The following is a 25358-nucleotide window of genomic DNA, read 5'->3' on the forward strand; positions in this document are numbered from 1 at the left end:
CAATTGTGGTCATGCTGTTTGCGCACGATAAATGCTGTGCGAGTTGATCATGGAAGAGGATCTTAAATCAGTCGGAGTCCGAGCCAGCGGTGTCACTTCGCCGTCAGAACAACTTAATTCGGACAACGGGCCCCAGGCGAGACAAGGCAGCGCGGCCGCGACGATACAATCCGCGATAAGCGACGCGTTCCTGAATGAAGGACACTTGAAGACGGCGCTCGCCGAAAACCTGCGTCCGAGGGCGGTCGACAGTCAGACGATGCGGACGCGTGCTGACCTTGCCTTTAAGGCATTCACTGCAAGCAAGTACTCCGCTGACGACAGAGCAGGGCCTACGTATGCCAACTCGGGCGTTGCACTCGACCCCGCCTCCAGGGAAAACACAGTGCGTGCCGGACTCGACTCGCTCGCTGCTTCTGCCCACCTTCGAACGCTCCGGATTCGCGAGACCGATTCACTTATCACGCTTATCGACCAACGCGGGGCTGCTGTGGGAATGCTTGGTACGATTGCGCTCGCTGACCTGCTCACTTATATCCAAGATCGAATAGACGCGCTACCGTCTGAACGCCCCCGTTTCGCTCCATCACCCTGCAATGCTGAAAAAGAGGCAGAACAGTGGCTTCTTAGCATGGAGCAAGACGAAATTGACGCCACGCAGGACGACCAACCCGGCAACCCCATACCCTCTGATCGCAACAGTCCTGAGCCGCCCAGTGAGTCGGATGTGCGATCACTTATCAATCAACAAGTCACGTCGCTGATGGAGAGCGTGTCTGCTCCGGAGACGCAGGTTCGGTTCGAAGTCCCAGGGCGTCAGCGGCAAGCTGATCTCGCGGATGCATTGCAGACGTTCGAGTTGCGCTCAGGGCCCTCGGATGTCACGTCGTACCACGACTTCAGCAGTTTGCAGATAGCGTTTCAACATATATGGACGGAAGTATTCGATGGCCAGCTCACCACGCTGGGCAAAGAACTTTATTACGAATACGTCAAGCTTAAGACATCCCTGGGAATCGACGACCGTCCCGATCTGACAGTCAACACGCTGGATGATCTCGCACAGCTCATGGGCGAAATTCGAGATCTCTCGACGATCAAGGCTGTCGATACACCGCCCGCGCTACAACAATCAACCTCTCCTGGCGACAGCACGTCAATCTCAGCCGCAGGCGTGGCCGCCGATGTAGCCAAGCATACCACACTGGGCGGCATCGTAGCGGGTGCAACTGGAAATGACTTGGCCGGCGCCTTCTCCGACCCCGTGGGTTGGAGCATCGGAAAGATCGCGCAATGGCTCGCAGGAAAGCCAACGTTGACATGGGACAACTTCGAAACTCCTGAAAGCGGAGAAAAGCCACCTCTGCCTCTCGAGGGCGACCGAATTGAGGTAACCTTTGAATCTGATGCGGTGTCACCAGGCCAAGTCGAGATTGTGATCGCCAACACTCCACAAACGTGGTGGTGGAAAGGGATCGATTTCTTTTTATTCAGTCAGGACGGTACGATTCTCAGTACCAAGGGAGTGGGCACCGACAACAACAAGGGCTGGAATCCATCTCAAACGGATCGCATGCAGGTAGCGACAAGCGATCTGAGAACCGCAGCGCTTGAATTCGTAAAGGCGGCGCCTAGAGGAATCGGTGCGTTTCGGACTGGTTTCTATCGGCTGACAGGGCTCGATACCAAACTCAGCGATCGCATGCGCGTTACGTTTACATGGATCAAGGATTGATTATGGGGCCAAATACGGGGACCGCAGCAGCTCGGTTGATCAAGCCTGGATCAGCAACCCTTGTTGCTCTGGCAAGCAGCCAAACCGACACCGTTACCACTAGTCAACCCGCGTTGAATGGAGCAAGCCGCCTCCAACATCTGTTGGTGTCGCTAGATGCTGTTATGCGGGAGCGATACGCATTCGAGGTGTTTGCTAAGGACTCAATCAATTTCGGCCTGATGATTACCTATCGCCAAACTTGGGAACCCAAGAACTACCAAGTTGGGGATCTTGTTTCCACGATACCGCTCGCGCCTAAGGAAATTCGCCGTTACACTACAAAAGTGGTCACGAAGAAGAGCCGCGCTCGTAAGGAGTTGGAGGACAATCTACACACGAGGCGATCGGAGCGGAATGACACCTCGCGCGCCGAGTCCGAAATCATTGAGAAGGCCAGCCAAACCAGTAATTTCAAAGTCACCGCAGCAGAAACAATCGGCAACGATAAGATATACGATATCAAGGCCACGCAGGAGGCCGGCGGCGATCAAAGTAAGGCGTCTCAGACAACTAAGCGTGAGTTTCGTGAAAGCGTAGTGAAGGCAGCACAGGAGTATCGCCAGCAGAACAAAGTCGAGCTTGAAACAGCCAGCTCAACAGAAACCGAAGAGACGACTTTCAATGAAATCCAGAATCCGAACGACGAGCTCGCCGTTACATATCTGTTTTATGAGTTGCAGCGCACTTATGCTTTAAGTGAGCGGATTCAACGCATCACCCCTGTCATTCTCGTAGCCAACGACGTGCCAGCACCGCACGAGATCGATGATGCATGGCTAATCAGGCATGATTGGATCCTCAGGAGGAGCATCCTCGACGACTCGTTTCGTCCAGCGCTCGACTACCTCGTGAAAAGCTTCGTTGGAGCGGAAATCAACATTCGCATTCTGGAGAGCAATGCGCAGGCACAAAAAGCGGTCATTGAGGCGCTTACTCAACAGATTCAAGCTCAGAATCAGGTCCTTACGAAGGACCAGCAGGACGTAATGAATGCGATACGCGGGTTGGGTACCGCCGAACAGCAACAAGGAATGATCAATATAGTCTCGCGCATCTTCGATCCCATCAATTTCACCGGGCAAAAGGATACGGGAGCGGTTAGCGCCGCACAGGCGATGGTCGATTATGTTAAGGAAACACGCGATCGCGCCGAGCGGGAAAGGGCGCGACTGCTGGCCGAGCTCGAGGTGGCGAACACAGCCCTACAGAGCGCGACGGATAAGTTCTCCGCGGCAGTCAAAGAACATTATGACAATGTTGCCGCGGTCGATAGGCTGCGCGTGCATATCAAAGATAACATTTTACACTACATGCAAGCCATCTGGAGTTACGAGCCGCCGGACCAGCGATACTTTCGTCTGTACAATATAGACGCGCCTGATATCGAGCTCGATACCACCGATGTACGAGTGCCCGTGCGAAGGTTGGATCCCGACATATTGGATCTCATTGAAGGCAAGCGAACGCTTTCGCTCTCAATCCCGGTACCGAAAGTCGATGTCCAAACAAGGAAGTTGGTGGAGATTGCCGATCTCGATCAGGTCCTAGGCTACAAAGGAAATTACGCTATCTTTGCGCTCAAAAAGAGCAACTTTATCACTCTCAACATGATGCAAGATTACCTGAACCTAGATGAAGACTTGCAGCTTCGAGATCCTGACTCACTTGGTGGATACAGCATTGACGAACTGAAGGGGCTTGTACGTTGCCTGTACGAGCGGGATCCAGCCGCCTACAATCAACACCGCGACGAGATAAAGCGTATCCTAGCTGAACGAATGATGAGCACAAACGACACGAGCGAACTTGTCGTGGTTCCGACATCGTCACTTTACATAGAAGCTCTTGTCGGCACGCATCCATTGCTCGAAGATTTCAAGCTCATCCACCGCGCCATCGATATCAAGAAAGCGCAGGCCGAAGCGCGTCACGCCGAACTGGAGAATCTGCGGCTCGCCGCGCGGTTGGCGAACGGTGAATTGGGCGATCCCGATATCGACAAGGTCGTGGTGGTAGGAGACAACAAGAACATAACGGTAGACGCCGGGCAATGATTCGATCGGTTTTCCCGACGTGCAGGATAGCCAGTCTAGGCGACGGGGCATTGCCGGAATTTTTCGGACGCAGAAGGACGCTGTTTTGACCGTTCGAGCCATACTCACACGGAGCAGCCATGAAGCTGGTCGTTTCAGAGATGTTCGACGAACTCATCCCGTGGGTCACATCACACCGGAGCAGGACCCGTGTGATCTGACGCTCCCTGGCGCCTTTGCAGACGTTCCGGCGCAGATGGGGGTGCACTGGCATGCCGACCTGGAACGAGAAATTTCGGTCTTTCAGGCGAACACAATGAATCCGCCTTCGATACCATTCGGCGTAAAATCACCCTGGACATGATGCAGGACTGCCTCGACGTGGGCGAGGAGCTCCTGTTGCGCGATCCGAACTGCTGGCAACTACACCATCAAGGAACTGGAGGCGCTTGCGAAAGCAGTTTATGAAAGTGATCCGGACCGACTCACCTGGCCGCGGAAGGGCAACGACCTCGTCATCGAGCCAACCAATTCGCTCTACATCGAACGCCTGGCGGGGACGTATTTCCGCTGCTTGAGGACTTCAAGCTTATCCATCGCGCGCTCGATGTGAAGAAGGTACAGGCCGAGGTCCGGCGCGCGGAGCTAGAGAACATCCGGCTGGCGGCGCGAGCACTGGAGGGAGAGCGCGAAGATCCCGATATCGAGAAGAACATCGTGATCGAGAACGCCCGTGATCTCGTGATTGACACGGAGTGACACTTCATCGATCTGGGTCGACGACGTCGCGAAAGCTAACTATGGCTGAGCGCCCATCTTTTTCGGGCGGTCCGCTCGAAGGACTGGCGTCTGAAATATGGGCGCGCTGAGATTGAGGGCACGAAGAAGCTGGAGACCCAGGAAATCGCAAGCGATTGGTCGTACCGGGGCAATCTTTGGGACACTACAGTTCCTTCGAAATCGGGCTCTGATTGAGTGTTGGGACCGTCAATTCCGAACCGGACAGAACTTGACTTCCCTTGGTGGTGACCGCGGGTTATGCTTTTGGCCCTGTGTTCGGATCTGATCCCGATCGAGCATCGGACCTTGGGGCGCGGCCCGTGCTTCTTGACCCACCAGTCGAAGAGAACAGTTATCGCGCCAATGACGATCACTGAAGAGGAAAAGGGACTCAAGACCCCCGCCGGGTCAAGTGGTGGGACCGCGGCTACGCAGCAAGCCGCACGTGGGCTGGGTGGCGCCGCGCGAAGCACTGAGCGTCGTGCCACAGACAATGGTAACCCAGGCACCCTTGTCGGTACGGAGAATCGCGAAGGTGTCCGGTACGCACGATTTCGAGCAAAGCAAGGGACATGGGTCTCGTCGTCACTGGCACAACTCGGGTATGACAAAGAGTATGGACGCGATTCGGCTTACGGCGCTTATCTAGGGATTGCGAAGGCGCCCGATGGTCGGCCGTTAGAGAATCCGGACAAAATCAAACCGGGTCAGGAGTACCTCATCCCTGTTGGCACGGTCGGGAAGATCGAAGGTCCGCCTCCAGCGTCCAAAGAACTTCCTCCGAACGGCGTGCCACCGAACCCCGGTGGTTATCGTGGTACGGAACCCATACGCCCACCGGCACAATCGAATGTGAATCTACGTTCGGGAAAATGGAGCGCACGACTAATCCCAACACCTCCACGGGAGATAGTTGCCCCCGATCCGACGGCCACCGGGATACTCGGAGAAACCGTGATTCCTAACGTAGTTCGGCAAGCTATTTTGGGTTTCGATCCAATTTTTGTATGGTGGCTGCTGTTTACCCTTGAAGAACTTGTAAAAAATTTCTTGATAAATCTGAAACTGGAACTCAATGATCCGTTGGTACTTCGGGCCAACGGGATGACTTTTCCAGGGCAAAGCAACAAAGACAAAGGAGACGTCTTGCAGAACGGGAGTGAGATGAATGCCTTCAGGCATACCTTCGGGCAGGCCGTCATCACTCAGAAATGGGGCAGGAACCACGCCGTAGCCGTGGGAGCCGCCCACGAAAACATTACTGTCGACACCACCAAAAGAAGTTTCACTAACCGAGCCGTACCTTCCAATGCGCTATTCGAAGCGGATACCGTTGCGGATCAGCTCAACAACGAAATTGGCCGCCGAATCGCGGAAAGCCTCGGCAGCAAAGCCAGCACTCGCGATATCGCGGCAGAAGTACTACGAACGTTCAGGGATGACGGGCTCTACGTTGCCACCTTCCGAGGAAAAGGCGAAGTCACTATCGTTCGGCGACCGATTCCGGAACAGCAGTTTCAGTTTCACATGTGGCTGCTGAAGTCGTTGAATGACGAAGGCAGGCTCGCCTTGCCAACGCCTTACACTAATCCAAGGCGCTGACTCTCGGGGGATTCCCAAATCAGAGGATCGATGATTCAACATGGCAACTGGAGGGAGTCGCCATGGGCCAGCCTGTTGCGGTTCGAACGGATTTTACAGCGGTTGAGGTGCGCCGGCTGGCGCGCCGGGCGAAGGACAGCGATCAGGTCCGGCGCCTTCTGGCGATCGCTGCGGTGCTTGATGGCTCGTCGCGGGCGGAGGCCGCCAAGGTCGGCGGGATGGACCGACAGACGCTTCGCGACTGGGTGATCCGGTTCAACGAGCACGGGCCTGATGGTCTGATCAATGTCACCGCACCAGGTGCGCCGGGCGAAGCTCAACAAGGGACACCGGGAATTTCTGGCGCAAATCGTGGACGAAGGGCCGATCCCGGCCATCCATGGCGTGGTGCGCTGGCGGGCCTGTGACTGTCCGTCGTCAGATAATTTGAGACTCGTTAGGCGTTTTGCGAAGGGAGGCTCTGGCTCATCAGGGGTTAGAGTTTAAGCGGCCTGCAGCTGATGCTGCAAGCGTCGGTTTGCGATAGTTGCTCGCTTGATGCGGCGAAAGCGCCAAGCTGTGACCGTTCAGGCTTTGTAATTCCACGGCATGAGGTTTTCGATCTGGGAGATCGGCCACCTGTTGGCGAGGCGCTCGAGCGTCTGCGTCAGCCAGGCAAACGGATCGACGTCGTTCATTTTTGCCGTCTGCAAAAGTGTGGCGACGGTTGCCCACGTCCTGCCACCGCCATCGCTGCCCGCGAAGAGCGCATTCTTTCGCGTTATTGTCTGGGGTCTGATGGCCCGTTCGACAATGTTGGAATCGATTTCGACGCGACCGTCGAGGAGGAAGCGCCCGAGAGCCTCGCGTCGGGACGTGGCGTAGCGGATCGCCTCGGCCAGTTTTGACTTTCCCGAGATGCGCGGCAATTCCGTTTCCCAGAGCTTGAAGAGGTCAGCTACGATGGCCGCCGAACGGTCCCGACGCGCGGTCAGGCGTGCGGCAGGATCGCGGCCGCGGATCTTCTCTTCAATCTTCCAGAGCTCGGCCATCGTTGTGATCGTCTGCGTCGCAATTTGCGAACTGCCATTGATGTGCAGTTCATAGAACCGTCTGCGCAGATGTGCCCAGCAGCCCGCGAGAGCCATCACCTCATTGGAGCCGGCTTTCGCTTTGGCCAGCTGTGTGTAGGCGGCGTAACCATCCACCTGCAGAATGCCGGTGAAGCCTGCCAGATGACGCGCCACGCAGTCGCCGCTGCGGCTGTCCTCGAAGCGATAGGCGACCATCGGCGGACTGGTACGCCCGAAGGGCCTGTCGTCGCGCGCATAGGCCCATAACCAGGCCTTTTGGGTCTTGCCGCTTCCCGGCGCCAGCGTCGGCAATGTGGTTTCGTCGGCGAACAGCCTGTCGCCCTGCTTGATGCGCGCGAGAACATAGTCCGCCAGAGGCTGCAGTTCGAAGCCGACCTTGCCCATCCATTGGGCCATCAGCGAACGGCTCAGTTCGGTCTTGTCGCGGGCGTAGATCGTCTCCTGCCGATACAGCGGCAGGCCGTCGGCATATTTGGCGACGGCGATCTGGGCCAGAAGCGCCTCCGTCGGAATGCCGCTTTCGATGATATGGGGCGGCGCCGGCGCCTGGATCACGCCGTCGCGGCCGCGATAGGCGTATTTCGGGCGGCGGGTCACGATCACCCGGAACTTCGCCGCCGCCACGTCGAGACGCTCCGATACGTCCTCGCCAATCAGGACCTTCTCCAGATCCTCGCAGCCGGGCGGGACCCCTGGCTCAATAACCTGCTCGATCCGCTCCAGGTGAGGCGCAAAGCCCTTGCGCGGCCGCGGCGCGCGCTTCAGCTTGTCCTTGGCCGCTGTCTCCAATTCGGCGTCGATCGCCGCCACGCCGGTCTCGATCTCGTCGAACACGAAGTCGATCTGCTCATCGTCCAGCCGTTCCCCGCGCATGCGTTCCGAGCGCGTGCCGTAAAGCATGCGTTCAAACGTCTTGACGATCGCCGTCAGCTCCGCAATTCGCGCATCCGAGGTTGTGTTGATCAGCTTGAGAGCTGCGATCTCGGAGGCAATGCGGCTATTCTCCGCCTCCATCGCCGCGCGCTGCTCGACTGTGGCCAGCACCATCGCCTTGAGCGTATCAATATCGTCCGGAAGCTCGGCAACGGTCGGCATCATCGCCGAGAGCAGAGCATGATCGCCGCCGATTTTCGAGGCATTTCAACTGCCCCGATTCAAAATGTCACAGCCTTTTCTAGCCAACCGATTGCGGACGCTGCACCGTTGTCGGCCGAACCTTTTTCCAGTCCATCCCGTCGACAAGGGCGAGCAACTGGGCATAGTTCAGTTGCACTGTCGCCGGAGCAATCCGGGGCCAGCAAAACTGCTCCTTCTCGAGCGTTTTCGCAAACAGGCAAATACCGCCGCCGTCCCACCAAACGATCTTCACCCGGTCGGCTCGTTTCGAGCGGAAGACGTAGAGCGCTCCATTGAAAGGATCAACACCGCCGTCGCGCACCAGGGCCATCAGCGACACCGGCCCCTTGCGGAAGTCGACCGGCGTGCTGGCAACATAAACTTCAACGCCCGACGGGATCATGCCTTGCGAACCGCACGGATGACATTGGCGAGATGATCAGGCTCGACATCGCTTCCGGCGCGCAACACCACTTCACCAATGACAATTTCCACCAGCCCGCGGCTCACCGCCGCAATGCGCTCGAACCGCATTGCCCGACCGGCGTCTACCGCCCCGTTCCCGATCGCAACCCTCGCTGCCAGCGCTTGGCGTCGCCAACCAAACAACTGCGACGGAGCCATTCCGGCCCGCCGGGCAATCGCCGAAACATTGGCGCCGGGAACAAGCGTCTCCTCCACAAGCCGGGCCTTCGCCTCGGCGGACCAGCCGCGCCGAGCCCGAAGAGGCCGTGCCTCCAGGTGCTCGATCACCTGACAATTTCCATCATCAGGCATAGGCGTACTTACAGAAATTTGCATCACCAGATCTCCGACTTCATCAACGCCGAAGACTCTCAGATCTCAATCAACCGCGCCATGTGCGGTCACCTTGACGCTTACGATGCGGCGTCGCTCAGCGAGGATTGTCTCGGCCCTTCCAAAGTAGACGTCGGCCGGGGTGAGATTGTCGATGCTCTCGTGATAGCGGACATGGTTATAGTGCCGAACAAAGGCGTCGATCTGCCGTTCGAGGTCGCCGGGCAGGTAATAATTGTTGAGCAGAATTCGGTTCTTCAGGGTCTGGTGCCAGCGCTCGATCTTGCCCTGGGTTTGCGGATGATTAGGGTGCCCCGCGCACATGCTCGATGCCTTTGTCCTCGAGCCACTTGGCCAGATCGCCCGCCACGTAAGATGAGCCATTGTCTGAGAGAAGCCGCGGCCTGCGCCCGACGGTGACGTGATCAAGGCCCGCGGCCGAGAGCGTCAGGTTGTTCAGCGCTGTCGCAACATCTGGGTGGTTGGGACCGAGTGCCTTCTCTCGTATCGCCAACGCCCGCTTGTACAGTGGCTCGGCGTCGGCGTAGCGACCTTGGGCTCGATAAAGCTCCGCCAGATTGTTCAGCGCTAGCGCAACAGCTGGGTGATCGGGGCCGAGAGCCCTTTCTCGTATGGCCAGCGCCCGTTGCGCAAGCGGGAGCGCTTCGGAATAATGCCCGTTCTTATATAGCTGAATGACCTGTTGATTTAGAGCCGTTGCCTCGTCGAGCCCCTGTGCCGACGCGAAACACGGTACAAACAGAACAAGCCAAAGTAGCGCCGCCGAAACGATCTGGCCTACTCTACTTTCAAACATCGACCGGCTTGCCTCGTCCAATCGCCGCCCCCTCCCTAAACTACCTTCTTGCAGTCAAAAATAATGAGTGTCCATCTACGGAAGTGGCTTGATCTTGCTGCGAATGTTAGCAGCCCGCCCATCGTCAACATCTAGATCGGCAGCGACGATCCTCGTTGCCAAAGCCGTAAGACGCGGTAGTCGCGTTCCACCAAACGTTCGAAGAAACCCTGAAATATGTCGGCGACGTCAGCCGCATCCGCCCGTGTGCGGATGCAATGATAGATCAGACGCTCGTACCTTTCGTAGAATAACTCAAATGCACCAGGCGCTCCACTCAATAGCTGATCAACTATTTCAATATCTGAAAGGTCGCTGCCCTCACTACGGGCACGGCCAATTCCAATCTGGCGCCGCCTTGGCCGCCCGGGCAATCTGGCAATCCCGCTGGTCGACCGCGAGGTTCGCGCAGCAAGTTATCGGAATCGTTTCTCTCCGACTTTCATTAGGAAAAGTGCCCGATCGCGCCAAGGGTCCTGCCCGGCAAGTGCACGATCGCTTTTGCGTAAACGGGCAGGCCAAGAAAGCCCTGCCCGTTTAGTGCACTTGCTTAGGACCCGGTTTGAGCGGGCAGAACATCGGTTGCCCGATCGGTGCCCGATTAAAAATGGTCTAAACGGGCAGCCCAAATTGGCACTTCCCCGGATCTCCACACCGCGTTAGGCCGCCTCTCGCGTCCGATTGCGGGCCTCTTTGTCAACGAACAAGCCCTTGGCGGGCTCTCGCCGTTTCGGGTCGTCGTAGTCTTTGCTGACGAGCACGCCGCTCTTGAGCCAGTCCCGAATGATCTCACGGCACGCCGCCTCGGTCTTGCCGGGGCAGTGCTGTTGCACGACAAGCCACGCGGCCCGGCTCTTGGTCGCACGCTGCGGCGGCGCGGCCAGAAGGACCGCTTCTCATGGCAACGAATGCAACGATTGGCGGCCGACTGGCTCCCCCAACCGCGTATCCTTCACCCGTATCCTGACAAGCGCTTCGCCGTCATGCACCCAAGGCAGGAGCCGTGTGCGGGAATTCCGCGGAGCCGCGGAATAGCGCCGGTCGTCCCCCGGCCCGGCCTCGAGGTCGTCCAGGATCGCGTTGATCTGCTCGTCGGTGATTCCAGCCCAGACCTCGGGCGGGAGCCATTTTTCGATCGCCTGCACGTCGTCGCCCTCTTCATAGATCATGCTCACGTTGCCCAAGGGCACGCTGGTCATGTGGAACCACGACGCCTTGATGGAGCGCCGCACAATGTTCGCCTTGGCACGATCGAGCCTGACGTAGTCCCGGCGTTCATCAAGATCGACGCCGAAGCGGCGGGCCTCCTCCTCAGTCATATGAGTGAGCGTGTAATCGAGGCGGCCGGCATCACGCTGGGCGCTGGCGCCGCGGCGGTTGTCGGAATTGCCGGCCTCAAGCTCGCCCTTGCGGGTATGAACGGGGCAATCGACGGCGATGTCGGAGTCGTGCGCGATCTTGACCAACTGAGCGCAGACGAAATCCATGTCGGCGTTATCGTTCTCGACGAGCGTGTGCAGCTTCACGAACGGGTCGAGAATGAGAAGGTCGGGACGCCGACGTTCGATGGCTCGGCGCACCATGCCGTCGAGGGCACCAAGCCGGCGTTCGCCGTCGATGCGCTCGACGAGCTTGGGGCCATTCAGCTCGCGGCAGAACAACCAGCCCTTCAACTCGGCGTGGTCGACGCCATGGTGGGCCGACACTGACGGTGCTCAATCTCGGTGATCCGATTGACGTGCTGCCGACAGACGCGACGCGTGGAAAGCTTGAAGCGTTGCGTCAGAAGACGGTGGACACTCGCGCAATTTGGCTGCCGGTCATCGACGAAATCCGCTCGACGCGCGCCGACTTGTACCGAGCGCAGCAACGGCACAAGCAATTGACCTTGGCGCGGATGGCAGGCGGCTTCGGGTTGGATGACGACGACCCGCAGGTTGCCGACATCCGGCGCACCGTCACGCGGCTCGAAGCCGAATTGGCAAGGCTGACCTCGTTGGAGCAATCACGCGGCGCAACGATGCACGCTGTCGGCACCTTTCTGCAACGTTGCGAAGCTTGGCTGAGCGGCCGACCGGGCGGCACGACGTTGATTGAAAGCGCGGTGATCGAGCCCGCCGAGGTGATGCGGAAGAACGAGCGGCTGCGCGATGCGGCCGAGCGGTTGAGGCATCGGTTGCGTGAACTGGACGCTGACGCGCATCGCATCCGCTCCGCGCCGTTCCCATCGAGCGATTGCAAGGCGCGTATGCGAGAGCAAATCGAAAACCTCGCGATGCGCGGCGTGCCTGACGTAAGCATGGTGGTGGAGCACTTCGGTCAGGTCGGATGGCCGCGCGCCGACACGGTGCTGCCGTTGGTCGCGATGACCGATGGCGGCAAGCCGATCGTCGGCAATGCGCAAGGCGAAACAACGGACGTGCTCGCGCTATTCTGTTGGTTGCACCGGCCCGCATTGCTCAAAGCAATCGACAGTCTAATCGACAGCGAAAGCGACGACGGGCACGCGCTATCGCAGCAAGATCGCCAGATGAAGCTTGCCGAGATTGATCGCGACCGGTTCATGATCGAGAGGCAGGAAGCCGCGCTTATCTGGCACGCGCAAGGTCAAGGCGACAATCTGGAGCACCGCGCAAATGCGCATGTCATGGCGGTGCTCGGCTTCGCTCTCGAAACGAGTGCGGCATGATGATTTTCTCCACGGCCACGCCCACGAAAGGGTCGTGGAGTATTCCGCAGGACGGCTTCGCGCGGCAGTCGGCGGAAGCGGGACCGGGCAACGGTGCTCCTAACGCTGCGCTCGGTCTCGTGGCGGTCCTGCGGAGGGTGACCTTACTGAACCTTCGGCAGCCTTCTCGGGACCGCCGATAATTCGACGGCATCCGCTGCAATGTCGGTGAGGTGCTGAGGGTCGGCGGTTGGCATGGCCGCCGCGCAAGCGTCGCCGCCGCAGTCGAGCACGGCGGGGATGTATGGCGGGCGGGTCGCTGTGCTCCTCTCCCTCGCAGCGGCCCGCCTGCGCGGAAGCCATAGCACGGCTCGCGTCCAGGCCGAAGATGGCGCGGCCCTCGTTCTCGATCATGGTCAGCACCGACCGACGCACCGGCTGGCTCCGCGCCGAAGCGACGCACCATCAATGTCGAGGTCTGGAATTGGATCGACGCCGGTCTGGCAGCACGGTCGGCCCTGCTCCTCCTACATTCGGCAGGCCGGGCAAGACAGAGGTCCTTTATCCTCGCCAAAGCGAATTAGGACACCTGCGCTCTCAACAGATAGGCGTGCACTGCACGTACACCGTGATTTTCCGGATAGACCCTGCCGTATAGTTAACGTCCCAATAGCACGATCCCGCAAGGCTTGTGGTTGCAATGTAGGCGGGCTTCGAGCATTCTGGTTGTACTGTTCCGGCCAGTGCTGGAAGGGCATGTCGCTACGGCACGAGGGCGGGTCGGCAACAGATGAATGGGCTTGGGCAGCCGAAATCTGCCAATTTTTACTTTCTCGCGAAGCGTTTTCCCGATTTGGAGCGGATTGGTGCTCTATCGGAGCACTATTTCACTTCGGACCCTATCGTCGCGCTGATTACAATCCGCCAGTTTGGCGAGCTGTTAGCACAGATAGTCGCCGCCAAATCGGGTCTGCTACCCGACCCACAAGACACGCAGGCGGATCTTCTTCGCCGACTGCGGGTCGAGGGAAGCTATCCCGGGAACGTTCTCGAACTTTTTCACCAATTGCGGATGGCGGGGAACGCGGCCACGCATCGGCGCGAAGGTGATTACGCGACCGCTCTGGCCAATCTCAAAATGGCCAGACAACTAGCGATTTGGTTCCATCGCACGTTCCAGGACAGCAAGTTTAAGGCTGGTCCATTTCAACCGCCACGACCACCAACCGATCCAACGATCGAAGTTGCGGCTGAGCTCGCTAGGCTGAAAGCGGAGCGTGACGCCGCGCTTAGTGAGGCAGAGCGCGCCAAAACCGCCGCTGCCGAAGCCGAAGCGGCGCGACTGGCCGCCGAGCAAGGTGCGCACGGAGCGGCAGAGGAGCGGAAGGTTTGGGAAGAACTCGCGAGCGAGGCAGAGGCGGCAAAAGCGGAACTGACTAAACAATTGGCGATCCTGCAAGCGACCGCTGGGGCCGAAGCGTTTAGTTTGGAGAGACGCGATGCATTTAGGTTGGAGAAAGGGGTCGAGCGTCTGCGTTCCCCCCGACTTCCTTCACCTGCAATACTGAGCGCGAGAGATCTGGCGGAAAACATGGTTGAATGGCAAGCCGCCTCGGCTGCCAGTTCAACTGCCGTAAAGCAAGACACCCTTCGCCTTGCCGAGGCTGCGGCCCAAGCGATCGATCTGGACGAGGCGGACACTCGTGTCCTCGTGGACGAACAACTGCGGGAAGTCGGATGGGAAGCCGACACTATCAACCTCCGATACTCGAAGGGGGTGCGACCGGCTCGCGGTAGATCCTTGGCCATTGCTGAATGGCCGACGAAGAAGGGCCCTGCGGACTACGCGCTGTTCGTTGGCCTGACGCTTGTCGGAATGGTGGAGGCTAAACGGAAAAGCAAGAACGTTTCCGCGGCAATCGATCAAGCCGAGCGATATTCAAATGGCGTACAAGCGACTGACGATTTTCAATTTGCCGGTGGGCCTTGGGGAACGCACAAGGTGCCGTTCGTCTTTGCTACAAACGGCCGTCCATACTTGAAGCAACTTGTGACCGAGAGCGGCATCTGGTTTCGCGATACAAGGCGTGCTGCGAACCATCGTCGCGCGCTGGTGAGTTGGCCTACGCCGGAAGGACTGACCGAGCAACTTGACGTCAATCAAGATGCTGCAACGGACGCGCTCAAAGAAATGCCATTTGAGTTTGGCTTCCCGCTCCGCGACTATCAAAAGGGCGCGATCAAGGCGGTCGAGCACGCTCTCGCCACTGACCGCCGCTCGATGCTCATGGCGATGGCAACCGGAACCGGCAAGACCAAACTTGCGATCGCGATGCTGTACCGTTTGCTCGCTACCAAGCGGTTTCGGCGCATCTGTTTCGTCGTGGACCGGTCCGCACTTGGAGAGCAAGCGGCGGGTGAGTTCACGACCACCAAAATCGTTTCCGGTAAGGCGTTTGCAGACATATTCGGTCTCAAGAAACTTGCCGACATAAGCCCCGAGACCGAGACGAAGGTGCATATTTGCACAATCCAAGGCTTGGTAAAGCGAGTTCTGTACGCGACCGATCGCTCGGAAACTCCTCCGGTAGATCAATACGACCTGATGGTGATCGATGAATGTCACCGGGGCTATCTACTCGACCGGGAAATGTCCGATGCCGAATTGAGTTTCTGAGGACAAGAGGACTACATCTCGAAATATCGACGCGTGCTGGAATATTTCGACGCGGTGAAGATTGGTCTAACTGCGACGCCCGCCTTGCACACGACCGAGATTTTTGGCGATCCAATCTTCACCTACTCTTACCGGCAGGCGGTCATCGATGGTTACCTTATCGATCACGAACCTCCAATTCGGATCGAAACTGCGCTCGCACGGGCAGGGATCGTGTTCGCGAAGGACGAGCCCGTCGAATTGCTGAATACCGCGACCGGCGAAGTTGATCTGGCTCATGCGCCCGATGAAATCCGCTATGACGTTGAAAAGTTCAACAAGCAAGTCGTAACGACCGATTTCAATCGAGTGGTGGCGGAGGAACTTGCGAACCACATCGATCCGCACGACCGCATGGCTGGCAAGACCTTAGTCTTCGCCGCTACGGACGCGCACGCCGACATCGTTGTTGCTGAAATCAAAAAGGCGTTCGCCAAGAAATGGGGTGAAATTGACGACGCTGCCGTGAGGAAAATCACGGGCAGTGTGGATCGCGTCGGAACTTTGATCCGGTCATATCGCAACGATGCTGATCCGAGAATTGCTGTCACCGTCGATCTACTGACGACTGGTGTAGATATTCCGTCGATAACAAACCTTGTGTTTTTGCGACGGGTCAATAGCCGCATTTTGTATGAGCAAATGATTGGCCGCGCCACACGATTGTGCCCGGAGATAGAGAAGGAGGTCTTTCGCATTTTCGATGCGGTCGACCTTTATCCGCACCTGCAAAATCTCACGGAAATGAAGCCGGTGGTGGTCAACCCATCCATTACTTTCGCGCAATTGGTGAAAGAGATGGTTGGCTCGCAGGAGGACGCTCACCGGGAAAGCGTTCGCCAGCAACTTGCGGTGAAGTTGCGGCGCATATTGAAGAAGACGCCAAGCGAGGTCAGGGCCAAGTACGAAGGGGTTGCGGGCGAAGCACCGGAAGCCACTTTGAAACGGCTATTGGATAGTAAGCCCGCTGAACTCGCCAAATGGCTTTCTCCCCGCACTGGTATCGGCGCAATCTTGGACTGGCAAGGCGATGGCGAAGGATCGCCCCGCTTGATCCCGATTTCGCCTCACACCGATAAAGTAGTCGCTGTAACGCGCGGCTATGGTGATGCCAAAAAGCCGGAGGACTTTCTGGAAGGGTTCCGGGACTACGTGCAGAAGAACATCAACCAAATCGCGGCTCTGAAAATCGTTGAGCAGCGTCCGCGTGATCTAACCCGTGCCGATCTTCGGGCACTTCGGACTGCGCTCGACCAAAAAGGGTATTCAGAAGCCAACCTGCGTCGCGCTTGGGCCGATGCGAAAAATGTGGATATCGCTGCATCCATCGTTGGCTTTGTGCGGCAAGCGGCCCTAGGTGATCCGTTAATCGCGTATGCCGACCGGGTAAGGGATGCCTTGCAGAGGGTCTTGCAGGCGAGGAAATGGAGCGATCCGCAGAAGCGATGGTTGCGCCGTATTGGCGAACAAGTCGAAAAGGAAATCATCGTGGACCGCGACGCGCTTGATCGAGACCCGTTTGCTGCGGATGGTGGCTTTGCACGGCTAAACAAGGTCTTTGACGGCGAGCTAGAGCGCGTCCTGAGCGACATCAACGAAGAAATGTGGAAGAAGGCGGGCTAATGACGAGCACCGGGGATATCGTTGCCAAGTTGTGGTCTATGTGCCACATCCTGCGAGATGACGGCGTAAGTTACAACGAGTACGTGACGGAGCTAACCTTCTTGCTTTTCCTCAAGATGCTTGAGGAGACCAAGAAGGAGGATCGCCTGCCAAAGACATACAGGTGGCGGGAACTAGCGAAGCGAGACGGTCTCGATCAACTCGATTATTACAAGCGGTTGTTGCTGGACCTTGGCAAGCCGGAAATTAAGGACGGCTTGGTCCGCGCCATCTTCATCGACGCGCAGACCCACTTGCGCAAGCCGACCAATCTCAAGGCGCTCACGGCAAGCATTGATCAACTCGACTGGTTCTCGGCGCGAGAGGAAGGCTTGGGCAACATTTACGAAGGTTTGTTGCAGAAAAATGCCGAGGACAAAAAATCGGGTGCCGGGCAGTACTTCACGCCGCGAAGGTTGATCGATTGCATCGTGCGGCTAATCAAGCCGCAGCCCGGAGAGGTCGTGCAGGACCCCGCCGCAGGTACGGGCGGGTTCCTGATTGCCGCCGACCGGTACATCAAGGATCACACCGACGACCTCTACAAGCTTCCTGAACAGCAAGCCCATTTTCAGCGGCATAGCGCGTTCCTCGGTGCGGAGTTGGTCCCTGACACGCATCGGCTTTGCATGATGAACCTATTGCTGCACGGAATTGAAGGCGGTGTCGAGTTGGCAGATACGCTGTCGCCCGACGGAGAACGTCTGCCCAAGGCAGACATCGTGCTGACCAATCCACCCTTCGGCACGAAAAAGGGCGGCGGTCGGCCCACTCGCTCCGACTTCTCAATCACTGCGGATACCTCCAACAAGCAACTGGCGTTTGTAGAGCATGTGGTCCGCGCTTTGAAGCCGGGTGGCCGTGTCGGAATGGTGGTGCCTGACAACGTGCTGTTTGCCGATGGTACCGGTCAGGACGTGCGTACTTGGCTGATGGACCTGTGTAACCTTCACACCATTCTGCGGCTGCCTACCGGCATTTTTTATGCGCAGGGCGTGAAGACGAACGTACTATTCTTCCAACGCGGCAAGACGGACAAGGGAAACACCAAGGCGGTCTGGGTGTACGACATGCGGGCAAACATGCCTGCATTCGGGAAGACACGTCCGCTAACGGTTGAGGATTTTGCTGAGTTCGAGAAAGCCTACGGCAACGATCCGAATAACGGCGGCAAGCGCAAAGATGAGGGCGAAGAAGGACGCTGGCGATGCTTCACACGAGAAGTCATCAAGGCGCGCAACGACAACCTTGATATTGCATGGTTGCGCGACACCGAGGCGGAGGCTGAGGATCAACTGATTGAGCCTGAGGATATTGCGGCCGCTATCATCGGGCACCTGAAGGCAGCACTTGATGATATCGAGGCTCTTTCGGAGGACCTTGAACCCCAAATTGAAGGCGAGAAATCTGTGGCGGAGGCGGCGGAGTGAGCGTCGAGATTGACAGGGGCGAGTGGCAGTCTGACATTCTTCCCGACAGTTGGTGTTGGGCAACCTTCGATGAATTTTGGAGGGATTTCACTGATAGCAAACGAAAACTTCCAACTAACACTACTTTGGCAGAAACTGTTTGTGCTGGGCCTCTTCAAGGATTTGTTTTCGGCAGTACGGACACCACGGAGCCGGCGGCCGCAGGATGAGATCGACGATGGCTTGACGTACGGCGGGCATGGTTGGCTGAGGCGGAGGCCCGTTGATTCTTTTTTTTCCGCCCCGCATATGCGAGGCGACGATGTTGCAGGAAGGCGTAGGCAATCATTGTCATCAGGGCATGGCGATGAAGACCCTGCCATGATCGCCCTTCGAAGTGATCAAGTCCAAGCTCCTCCTTCAACTGCTGATGCGCCTGCTCACAAATCCATCTTGCCTTAATGGTGGCGGCCAGTGTGCGCAGGTCCGTCGCCGCAGGGAGATTGGCGAGATAGTATTTCTTCTCCCCTGAAGCACGTTGCTCGCCAATGAGCCAAGCTTCGTCGCCCGGGAGATGCTGATGACTTTTATCCCAAATCCGCTGCGGAGGGCCGTCGGCGGTGCGGACACGGAGAGCAGCAAATCGGGCTTTCAGCCGACCTTTCGTCCCGCTGCGCCAACTCACGGTTTTCCATTTGGCGCTGGCCAGCATTTGTTCTGCCGCAATCGATAAGATATCTGGCACGTGGTGCTTTCGTGGTTTCCCGCGGACTTTGGTAATCGGCCAAATGAGCTGTACATCAACCGGATACACCTTGAGGTGCCGAGGGATGCCGACAGCCCAGGCCAGCCCGCGCTCTGTTAGCCCTTGTCGAAACGGTGCGCTGAGTCCGTACCCTGCATCCGCCAGCACACATCTAAAGCGCAAGTTGGCTGCCATCGCGCGGTCAATCTCGGCCAAAGCAATTTCCGGCTTGGACCGTGGCGTTCGGTGTTCGACTGGCACGCGAGCGCGCTTCAAACGAGACACGTTGCTTGTCCAACTGTCGGGCAGAAAGAGACGCAACGCGACCATCACCGGCACTTCCCCGCGCGCAAGCGTCAAAGACACCAGCGTTTGGCAATTTGCCGTTTTGCCGAGAGCCGACGCGTATTGAGCTGCAACACCAACCGAGCGTTCGCCCTTCTTTGGGATTGCGGTGTCATCAACAACCAGCACCGCATCCTTGCCGCCGACAAGCCGATCCGCCTGGCTAAGCAGCTCAGATTCCAGCGGTGACGCGTCCCAGACGCCGTCGGCGATGAAATGGTGCAGCTGATCGTAGTTGCTGGTTGCGAGGCGTTCCGCCATCGGCTGAACGCTCTTGCGATCGCCAGGACCGATCAATCCGGCAACGTACAGTGGACACATCCGCTGCCGAGTCTTATGACCTAACCGGTCCAAGAACGGCGTCAGCCAGCGTTCGAGCTCGTCTTCCCATCCCGCCATGGTCAGCCCTCCAAGAGCCGACCACCTATGAATCATCGAAAAATTGATTCGGGAATCCTATAAAGCGCCGCGAAACCGAAAATCTGCCAAAGTAGTGCTAACCTCTATGCTCAAAAAGGCTCTCTAGCCGTGGTCGATCAAGGCGCAGAGTTGATAGGAGGTTATACGGACGACACCAGTAGACAGTCTCTCGCGCCGCTTCCCGCAATAGTGTTCGGTGATCACACGCGGATCGCAAAATATATCGAAATACCCTTCGTGCAAGGTGCGGATGGGGTTCGGGTGTTGTGCGCTACCGCGGCGGTCGATCCAAAGTTTGCCTATCATGCGCTTAGGTGCGTTAGGTTGCCAGACAAGGGTTACAGCCGGCATTTCAAATTTTTGAAGGCAACGGCATTCCCGCTTGCTCCAGTTGCCGAGCAACGGCGTATAGTTGCGAAAGTCGATCACCTGTCCGGGAGGTCAGCACGCGCGCGCGGTCAACTCGACCGCATTCCCCGATTGGTGAAAAAATATAGGCAGGCGATTTTGGCAGCCGCGTTCCGCGGCGACCTGACGCGGCAATGGCGGATAGACGCCGGCCTCGATGACCGTTGTGCCGAGCATGATGAACTGCCCAAAGAATTGGCCGAGAGACCCATTCCAATCGGTTGGAAGGTGAAATCGATCGCGGATGTCGCCAACAACTACGATGGAAAACGTGTCCCCGTACGCGAGAGCGATCGAGCACTCCGTAGAGGAAAATTCCCATATTACGGGGCTTCAGGAGTAATCGACACGATTGACGATTATTTGTTCGATGGAGACTACCTCCTTATTGGGGAAGACGGAGCAAACCTAATCTATAGATCAACACCGATCGCTTTCCACGCGAGCGGGCAATTTTGGGTGAACAATCACGCGCATGTACTCAAGGCTAGGGAAAGAACATCGAACGAGTGGCTTTGCCAGTTTATCAATATGATCGACCTCGCGCCTTATGTTACCGGAACTGCACAGCCAAAGCTCACTCAAGCGGCATTGAACAAGATTTACATCCCCATGCCGCCTACAGATGAGCAACAGGCGATCTTGCGGCTGATTGTGGCTGCGTGTTCTTGGGTCGATCGATTGGAAACCGAAGCGACAAAGGCAGGCAAACTGATAGGCAATCTGGAGAATGCCATCCTTGCAAAAGCCTTTCAGGGCGAACTCGTGCCGCAGGACCCAAGCGACGAACCAGCCAGCGTCCTCCTAGAGAGGATCAAGGCGGAGCGGATAGCGAACGAGACTGCCGCGAAAGAGAAGAAGCCGGGAAGGAACATCCGACCGAAAACTCGGCTCGTCCGTTTGCAGAAATCGCACGGGAAGCGAAAAGCACGAAAAGAAGATGGTGGTGAAGTGACGCAGAGGAAAAACCTGTCTGACCCAAGTACTGACGGGCAACCCGGAGATGGTGGCTTCACTAATCCTGTCATGTACAACTCAATCGAAGAGGCGATAGCGGCGGGCACGGTTGAAGACAGGTGGCTCGAAAGCCTCGACCAACCCGATGAGGACAACCAAGCTGACTGACGCCTTCATCCTCGACGGTGTGATGGCTACCTCACTAGACCTAACTTCGGACACCATCATCCCGCGCTGGCAGCACCGCGCGGGCGAAGGGCCGGGCTCTCCAATTACCCATCCGCGCGGCATCTCGACCACTCGACCGTCGATGCGACCGACCCGGTGCGGCCGTTGGCGGCAGGCAATGAAGCTTTCCTTCGCCAAGGTAAGGTACTCTGGGGTTCGCAGACCGCGCGGGGTACGCGCGACCGCTCGGTCTCGGGATATTTGGGCACTCGCGTTTCCGATTTTGCTCGCGCTCGACGCGCCCGGCCATCCGGCATCATCGCCTTGAAGCGGCAGGGACTCTACGACGAGATGCGTACCGACAGGCCCCGCCGCCGACATCGCGCGCGGAAGGCGCTGAACGCAACTCATTCGCGTTCACTCGCCACTCCGTAAGACCCCCCATTTCCTTTCTTGTGGCCTCAGCACGGAACTCAAGGTACTTTGCGAGATCGGCCAGATGAATGCCCTTCGCACAGTTCTGCCTCTCTTCGGTCCGCACGAACGGAAGGTGACTTCGTTCGTCGAAATCTTTCGGATCAGCTTCGTCTGGCGACTGCTAAACCTGAAACTGCTTCCGGCCAGCCACCATGAAGCAGCCATAGCGTTGATGTGGATACACGTGTGTCTTCAACCCATATCCACTCATGACGGATGACAACTCATTCTGTTCATACAGATATCTTTCTACTCCGGTGTGAGACGCACGCGTTCGATCATAGGGGTCCCGCAGAACGATCCGATCTCCGCCGTTATCGACAAACATCAGATCTATGAATTGCGTTCGAGATGCCTCATCCACACGAGATGACGTCGCGAGTTCGCCATCATGCATCTTCCACCATCGATCATACGGTTCCGTTGAGGCACTTGGCTGCAATGCCTTCGGAGTCCAACACTCCAGAATCAAATTGTCGATCAGAACGATACCGCTGTCTCCAGTCGCTCGCGCCATCTTACCGACTAGCTTGTCCTCTTCATCCCGAGACATAAGGCCGAAGGTGTCAAAGGACACAACCGCCCCGTACTGCTCCGTTCCGAGGTCTATGGTTCGCAGATCGCCAACGTCGAAGGTGGCTGACAACCCCTCGGCGGCGGCCCTCTGGTTCGCAAACTGAACGAAAGTGGGCTCAACGTCGATACCCTTGATCTCATAGCCTCGCCGCGCCAAGGCTAGCTCATGACCACCCTCGCCGCATCCGCACGACAATATTGGTTTCGTCTTGTCAAGCCCGAATGTTCCTTGGAGCCACGCTGCGCGCGAGTCAGCGTTGCTAGTATACTGATCCCATTTCCCGTCAAAAAAATCGATGCGGAGTTTCTTTGCCCAAAATGAACCCCAGGTCTCCTCACGTGCAACCCTCATGATTTTCCTCCTTACAAGAGTGCCCGATCGAACCACGTTCGCCTAACCGCGTCAGCATGCTTTCCAGGACGGAGTTTCATCCCTACTTCTGGCATGAGGCAAGATCTCCATATCACGCTGCACAGGGGGCCGATATAGCCTATTCAGGCCCAGCCATGTTCGGAGTTTCGCAAGGCTGCACAACGCCAGACGATGCCGTGGAAAGCGATGACAAACGCCGCAACGCGGGAAATGCTGGTTACTCGGCGCACGCAGCTCACAATGGATTTTGTGCTTGCTCGCCGAATATGGCTGATCGCGCCGCGGCGTCCGTCGTGCCTCCGACGGCTGATCGTTCAACTCTAAGATTCTGAGTCCGCTATTTCGGAGGCGGCAGGGTGTGTCAGTTTGTGCGGTCGAACTCGCTCCAAAGCCCCCAGCAAAAGATCGCAATGGTATTGCTTCCTCCGTCGCATCGTCAGACACGATCTGGCCGTGCCGATAACGCTCACTAGCCTCTCATATCCGAGAGGCTGGTGCTTGGAGTCGCGGACGACGCCGGCGTCGTCCTGAACCTGCCCGAACAACCAGGGCCTGCCGTGAACGGCTAATCGGCAACCGACAGCACCGCCACCTATCCTAGACCGTCTGGCCGAGCGCTCGACCTGGCACCTGTCGCCCTGCTCGGCGTCTTCGGCATCGCCGTCCGTCCTGACTTGCCGGAGGCCATGATCAGGTTCGGCCTTGCGACAGACGGGGCTCGTCAACGCGCAGTGGCTGGATGTCCAACGAAGAAGTGAAGTTTCGGGCGCGCCGGGTTCAACGACCTTGGGAGTCCTGAGCAAGACCGGGCAAGTCAGCGCCGATTTCGGCCAGCGAAGCTTCAAACTGGCTCGGTGGGCTCCGAGCAGGTTCGCGGCCATCCCTACTGCCGCTCGATCCGCCTCAAAGGTGGCGTCTCCCTCAGGTCCCGCTACGCGCCACACGAGGGTTAGCTCAGAGCTAGTAGGTTGGCGAGATATCCTTCGCCACGGCAATATGCAGGTTCTTTCTCGCATTTGGCAGATGCGCCATCTGGCGTATGGGCCGCTCGGCGCGTAGGCAGGGCTGGACGCTGAGCCGCTAGCGTAGTCCGCTGCAGGGTCCGGGGCGGGCGGGTCCGATCAGTACATTGCCAGATCGACATCCTGCGTGACAATGGCCTCGGTCGAAAGACGCGAGTAGCGCGTGATGCGGCGGGCCGATAGGGGCGAGGGCAGCTCCCATTCGCCGGTCAGGTGTCCGTCATTCGTAAGCACCCTTTGCGGATCCCCGATGCTCACATTGAACGGATCCACGACGGTCAGCGTTGCGGGCGCATATTCCGTCAGCCGAGCCTCGCCTCCGCCGAGACGGTCGCGGTGCCAAGCGACGATGTCATGTGACAGATCAACCGTTTCGGGGAAGTGCCGACCCTCGTCGGGAAGCACCGCCTCCTGTGCGGTCATTGCGGTAGTGAAGGCGCTGTCGTGCGAGATCTGCGGCGCGGCGATCGCCAGGTAGGCCGCAAATTCACCGAAGAGCCTGCCCCAACCGCCGGGGCTCTTACGATGCCCACCCAGCGCATCGACTGCCCAGGCTAGCATCGGCCAGCGCTCACGTGCCTCCGACGCAATCAGCCCCGAGAAGAGCGTCAGCGCCGGGATCCCGTGATCCCATTGTAGATACCGCGCGACGTATTTCAACAGACCGTAGGGTCCTAGAAAGCTGCGGTAGATGCGATAGAGCGCGATCATCTGGTCCCGCTCAGCACGGTCGAAGCTGTGGCAGCTTTCGACGAATCCCAGCGCGTCGGTGACTATGCCGTGGCGGCGGCGGTACTCAGGCGCGGCCATCGGGCTGTTCGGCAGGACGCGGGTCAGAAAGGCCTTAGCACAGACCTTCCGGTCGAAGAAATGCTGCAGATCGGCGGCGAAGCTGTTCAGGGTCGCCCCCGGCAGTCCAATCATCAAATCTACGTGCAGCGGTAGTTCCATGCCCTGAAAACGCTTGGCCAGCGCATCGTAGTTCGCGGTCTTGATGTTGCTGCGCGCGATTGCCTCGAGCGTCTTCGGGTCCGTCGTCTGGATGCCGAGGATGCCGTGGGTCACAAGCCCCGCGCCCGCCAGCTTCTCCACGATGCAGGCGACGCGATCGGTGGCGTTCTTGGCGTAGTTGACAAAGAACTGCCGCGGGGCGGCGTGCGCGGCCTTGCAGCGGACAATGTGCTCGGCGATTTCCTCGTCGCGCGCGAGGATGCCGAAGTTCGCATCGGCCACGCCAAAGCCGCCGATCCCGCGCCTTGCGATCCAGGTGATTTCCTCCTTCACGCGCGCGAGGTCGAATTGGCGGACCTTCGACTGGGTCGCCGAGCCCCAGTCGCAGAAGGTGCAGCTGTAGGGGCAGCCGCGGTTCGTTTCGAT

General features: G+C 58.1%; 18 protein-coding genes and 2 pseudogenes. 11 read left to right on the forward strand and 9 right to left on the reverse strand.

What is annotated here, in order from left to right; translation table 11 throughout:
• Nucleotides 1-49: 49 nt before the first annotated feature.
• The 5 genes from Q2941_RS17475 to Q2941_RS17495 all read left to right on the forward strand — a co-directional run bounded on the left by Q2941_RS17475 (nt 50) and on the right by Q2941_RS17495 (nt 6599).
• On the forward strand, nt 50-1735 hold the full coding sequence (locus Q2941_RS17475; protein ID WP_458193242.1) for a hypothetical protein: 1686 nt from the start codon (nt 50-52) through the stop codon (nt 1733-1735).
• On the forward strand, nt 1720-3831 hold the full coding sequence (locus tag Q2941_RS17480) for a hypothetical protein (RefSeq protein WP_458193243.1): 2112 nt from the start codon (nt 1720-1722) through the stop codon (nt 3829-3831). Before Q2941_RS17475 ends, Q2941_RS17480 begins: the two co-directional genes overlap by 16 nt.
• Before the next feature lie 588 nt (nt 3832-4419).
• On the forward strand, nt 4420-4569 hold the full coding sequence (locus Q2941_RS17485; protein WP_458193244.1) for a hypothetical protein: 150 nt from the start codon (nt 4420-4422) through the stop codon (nt 4567-4569).
• Nucleotides 4570-4953: 384 nt separating this feature from the next.
• Nucleotides 4954-6192 (forward strand): DUF6973 domain-containing protein, encoded by a 1239-nt coding sequence (locus Q2941_RS17490; RefSeq protein ID WP_458193245.1) that lies wholly within the window; start codon nt 4954-4956, stop codon nt 6190-6192.
• Between the two features lie 62 nt (nt 6193-6254).
• Nucleotides 6255-6599 carry a helix-turn-helix domain-containing protein gene (locus Q2941_RS17495; RefSeq protein ID WP_458193246.1) on the forward strand — a complete coding sequence of 115 codons (345 nt, stop codon included), beginning with the start codon at nt 6255-6257 and terminating at the stop codon, nt 6597-6599.
• Nucleotides 6600-6758: 159 nt separating this feature from the next.
• Here Q2941_RS17495 and tnpC read toward each other — a convergent pair whose 3' ends face one another.
• From tnpC to Q2941_RS17520, 5 genes and pseudogenes are all read right to left on the reverse strand, one after another.
• Nucleotides 6759-8363 (reverse strand): IS66 family transposase, encoded by a 1605-nt coding sequence (gene tnpC, locus Q2941_RS17500; protein WP_458193247.1) that lies wholly within the window; start codon nt 8361-8363, stop codon nt 6759-6761.
• A 76-nt stretch (nt 8364-8439) separates the two neighbouring features.
• On the reverse strand, nt 8440-8784 hold the full coding sequence (tnpB, locus tag Q2941_RS17505; RefSeq protein WP_458193248.1) for an IS66 family insertion sequence element accessory protein TnpB: 345 nt from the start codon (nt 8782-8784) through the stop codon (nt 8440-8442).
• Entirely contained in the window at nt 8781-9182 is a 402-nt protein-coding gene (locus Q2941_RS17510; protein ID WP_458193249.1) for a transposase, read from the reverse strand. Before Q2941_RS17510 ends, tnpB begins: the two co-directional genes overlap by 4 nt.
• A 42-nt stretch (nt 9183-9224) precedes the next feature.
• Nucleotides 9225-9654, reverse strand: a pseudogene (locus Q2941_RS17515) (integrase core domain-containing protein); the annotation flags it as partial.
• 30 nt (nt 9655-9684) lie between these two features.
• Nucleotides 9685-9996 (reverse strand): annotated as a pseudogene (locus Q2941_RS17520) (tetratricopeptide repeat protein); the annotation flags it as partial.
• A 386-nt stretch (nt 9997-10382) separates the two neighbouring features.
• On the opposite strand from Q2941_RS17520, the gene Q2941_RS17525 reads away from it, so the two are divergent.
• Nucleotides 10383-10484: a DUF5681 domain-containing protein gene (locus Q2941_RS17525; protein WP_458193262.1), complete on the forward strand. Its 102-nt coding sequence runs from the start codon at nt 10383-10385 to the stop codon at nt 10482-10484.
• Nucleotides 10485-10931: 447 nt separating this feature from the next.
• Here the strand turns inward: Q2941_RS17525 and Q2941_RS17530 are convergent, their stop codons facing one another.
• On the reverse strand, nt 10932-11708 hold the full coding sequence (locus tag Q2941_RS17530) for an AAA family ATPase (protein WP_458193250.1): 777 nt from the start codon (nt 11706-11708) through the stop codon (nt 10932-10934).
• Between the two features lie 38 nt (nt 11709-11746).
• Between Q2941_RS17530 and Q2941_RS17535 the strand changes: the two genes are divergently transcribed.
• From Q2941_RS17535 to Q2941_RS17550, 4 genes are all read left to right on the forward strand, one after another.
• Nucleotides 11747-12724 (forward strand): hypothetical protein, encoded by a 978-nt coding sequence (locus Q2941_RS17535; protein ID WP_458193251.1) that lies wholly within the window; start codon nt 11747-11749, stop codon nt 12722-12724.
• 769 nt (nt 12725-13493) lie between these two features.
• Entirely contained in the window at nt 13494-15380 is a 1887-nt protein-coding gene (locus tag Q2941_RS17540; protein ID WP_458193252.1) for a DEAD/DEAH box helicase family protein, read from the forward strand.
• A 33-nt stretch (nt 15381-15413) separates the two neighbouring features.
• On the forward strand, nt 15414-17042 hold the full coding sequence (gene hsdR / locus Q2941_RS17545; protein ID WP_458193253.1) for a type I restriction-modification system endonuclease: 1629 nt from the start codon (nt 15414-15416) through the stop codon (nt 17040-17042).
• Nucleotides 17042-18511, forward strand: coding sequence for a class I SAM-dependent DNA methyltransferase (locus Q2941_RS17550; protein WP_458193254.1), 1470 nt, complete (start codon nt 17042-17044; stop codon nt 18509-18511). Before hsdR ends, Q2941_RS17550 begins: the two co-directional genes overlap by 1 nt.
• A gap of 154 nt (nt 18512-18665) precedes the next feature.
• Here the strand turns inward: Q2941_RS17550 and Q2941_RS17555 are convergent, their stop codons facing one another.
• A complete protein-coding gene (locus Q2941_RS17555; protein WP_458193255.1) occupies nt 18666-20015 on the reverse strand; it encodes an IS701 family transposase in 1350 nt (449 codons plus the stop codon).
• Nucleotides 20016-20108: 93 nt separating this feature from the next.
• Here Q2941_RS17555 and Q2941_RS17560 point away from each other — a divergent pair, with 93 nt between their 5' ends.
• Nucleotides 20109-21533 carry a restriction endonuclease subunit S gene (locus Q2941_RS17560; protein WP_458193256.1) on the forward strand — a complete coding sequence of 475 codons (1425 nt, stop codon included), beginning with the start codon at nt 20109-20111 and terminating at the stop codon, nt 21531-21533.
• Nucleotides 21534-22131: 598 nt separating this feature from the next.
• On the opposite strand, the gene Q2941_RS17565 is transcribed toward Q2941_RS17560, so the two are convergent.
• The gene (locus Q2941_RS17565; protein ID WP_458193257.1) at nt 22132-22938 is read right to left on the reverse strand and encodes a class I SAM-dependent methyltransferase; all 807 of its coding nucleotides are present in this window, start codon (nt 22936-22938) and stop codon (nt 22132-22134) included.
• A gap of 1142 nt (nt 22939-24080) precedes the next feature.
• Nucleotides 24081-25358 carry a radical SAM protein gene (locus tag Q2941_RS17570; RefSeq protein ID WP_458193258.1) on the reverse strand — a complete coding sequence of 426 codons (1278 nt, stop codon included), beginning with the start codon at nt 25356-25358 and terminating at the stop codon, nt 24081-24083.

It is taken from the genome of Bradyrhizobium sp. UFLA05-153 (assembly GCF_054185185.1).

Coding starts and splice junctions, on each gene's coding strand:
- Q2941_RS17475 (WP_458193242.1), top strand. CDS start 50: ATGGAAGAGGATCTTAAATCAGTCGGAGTCCGAGCCAGCGGTGTCACT.
- Q2941_RS17480 (WP_458193243.1), top strand. CDS start 1,720: ATGGATCAAGGATTGATTATGGGGCCAAATACGGGGACCGCAGCAGCT.
- Q2941_RS17490 (WP_458193245.1), top strand. CDS start 4,954: ATGACGATCACTGAAGAGGAAAAGGGACTCAAGACCCCCGCCGGGTCA.
- Q2941_RS17495 (WP_458193246.1), top strand. CDS start 6,255: ATGGGCCAGCCTGTTGCGGTTCGAACGGATTTTACAGCGGTTGAGGTG.
- tnpC (WP_458193247.1), bottom strand. CDS start 8,363: ATGATGCCGACCGTTGCCGAGCTTCCGGACGATATTGATACGCTCAAG.
- tnpB (WP_458193248.1), bottom strand. CDS start 8,784: ATGATCCCGTCGGGCGTTGAAGTTTATGTTGCCAGCACGCCGGTCGAC.
- Q2941_RS17510 (WP_458193249.1), bottom strand. CDS start 9,182: ATGCAAATTTCTGTAAGTACGCCTATGCCTGATGATGGAAATTGTCAG.
- Q2941_RS17540 (WP_458193252.1), top strand. CDS start 13,494: ATGAATGGGCTTGGGCAGCCGAAATCTGCCAATTTTTACTTTCTCGCG.
- Q2941_RS17550 (WP_458193254.1), top strand. CDS start 17,042: ATGACGAGCACCGGGGATATCGTTGCCAAGTTGTGGTCTATGTGCCAC.
- Q2941_RS17555 (WP_458193255.1), bottom strand. CDS start 20,015: ATGATTCATAGGTGGTCGGCTCTTGGAGGGCTGACCATGGCGGGATGG.
- Q2941_RS17565 (WP_458193257.1), bottom strand. CDS start 22,938: ATGAGGGTTGCACGTGAGGAGACCTGGGGTTCATTTTGGGCAAAGAAA.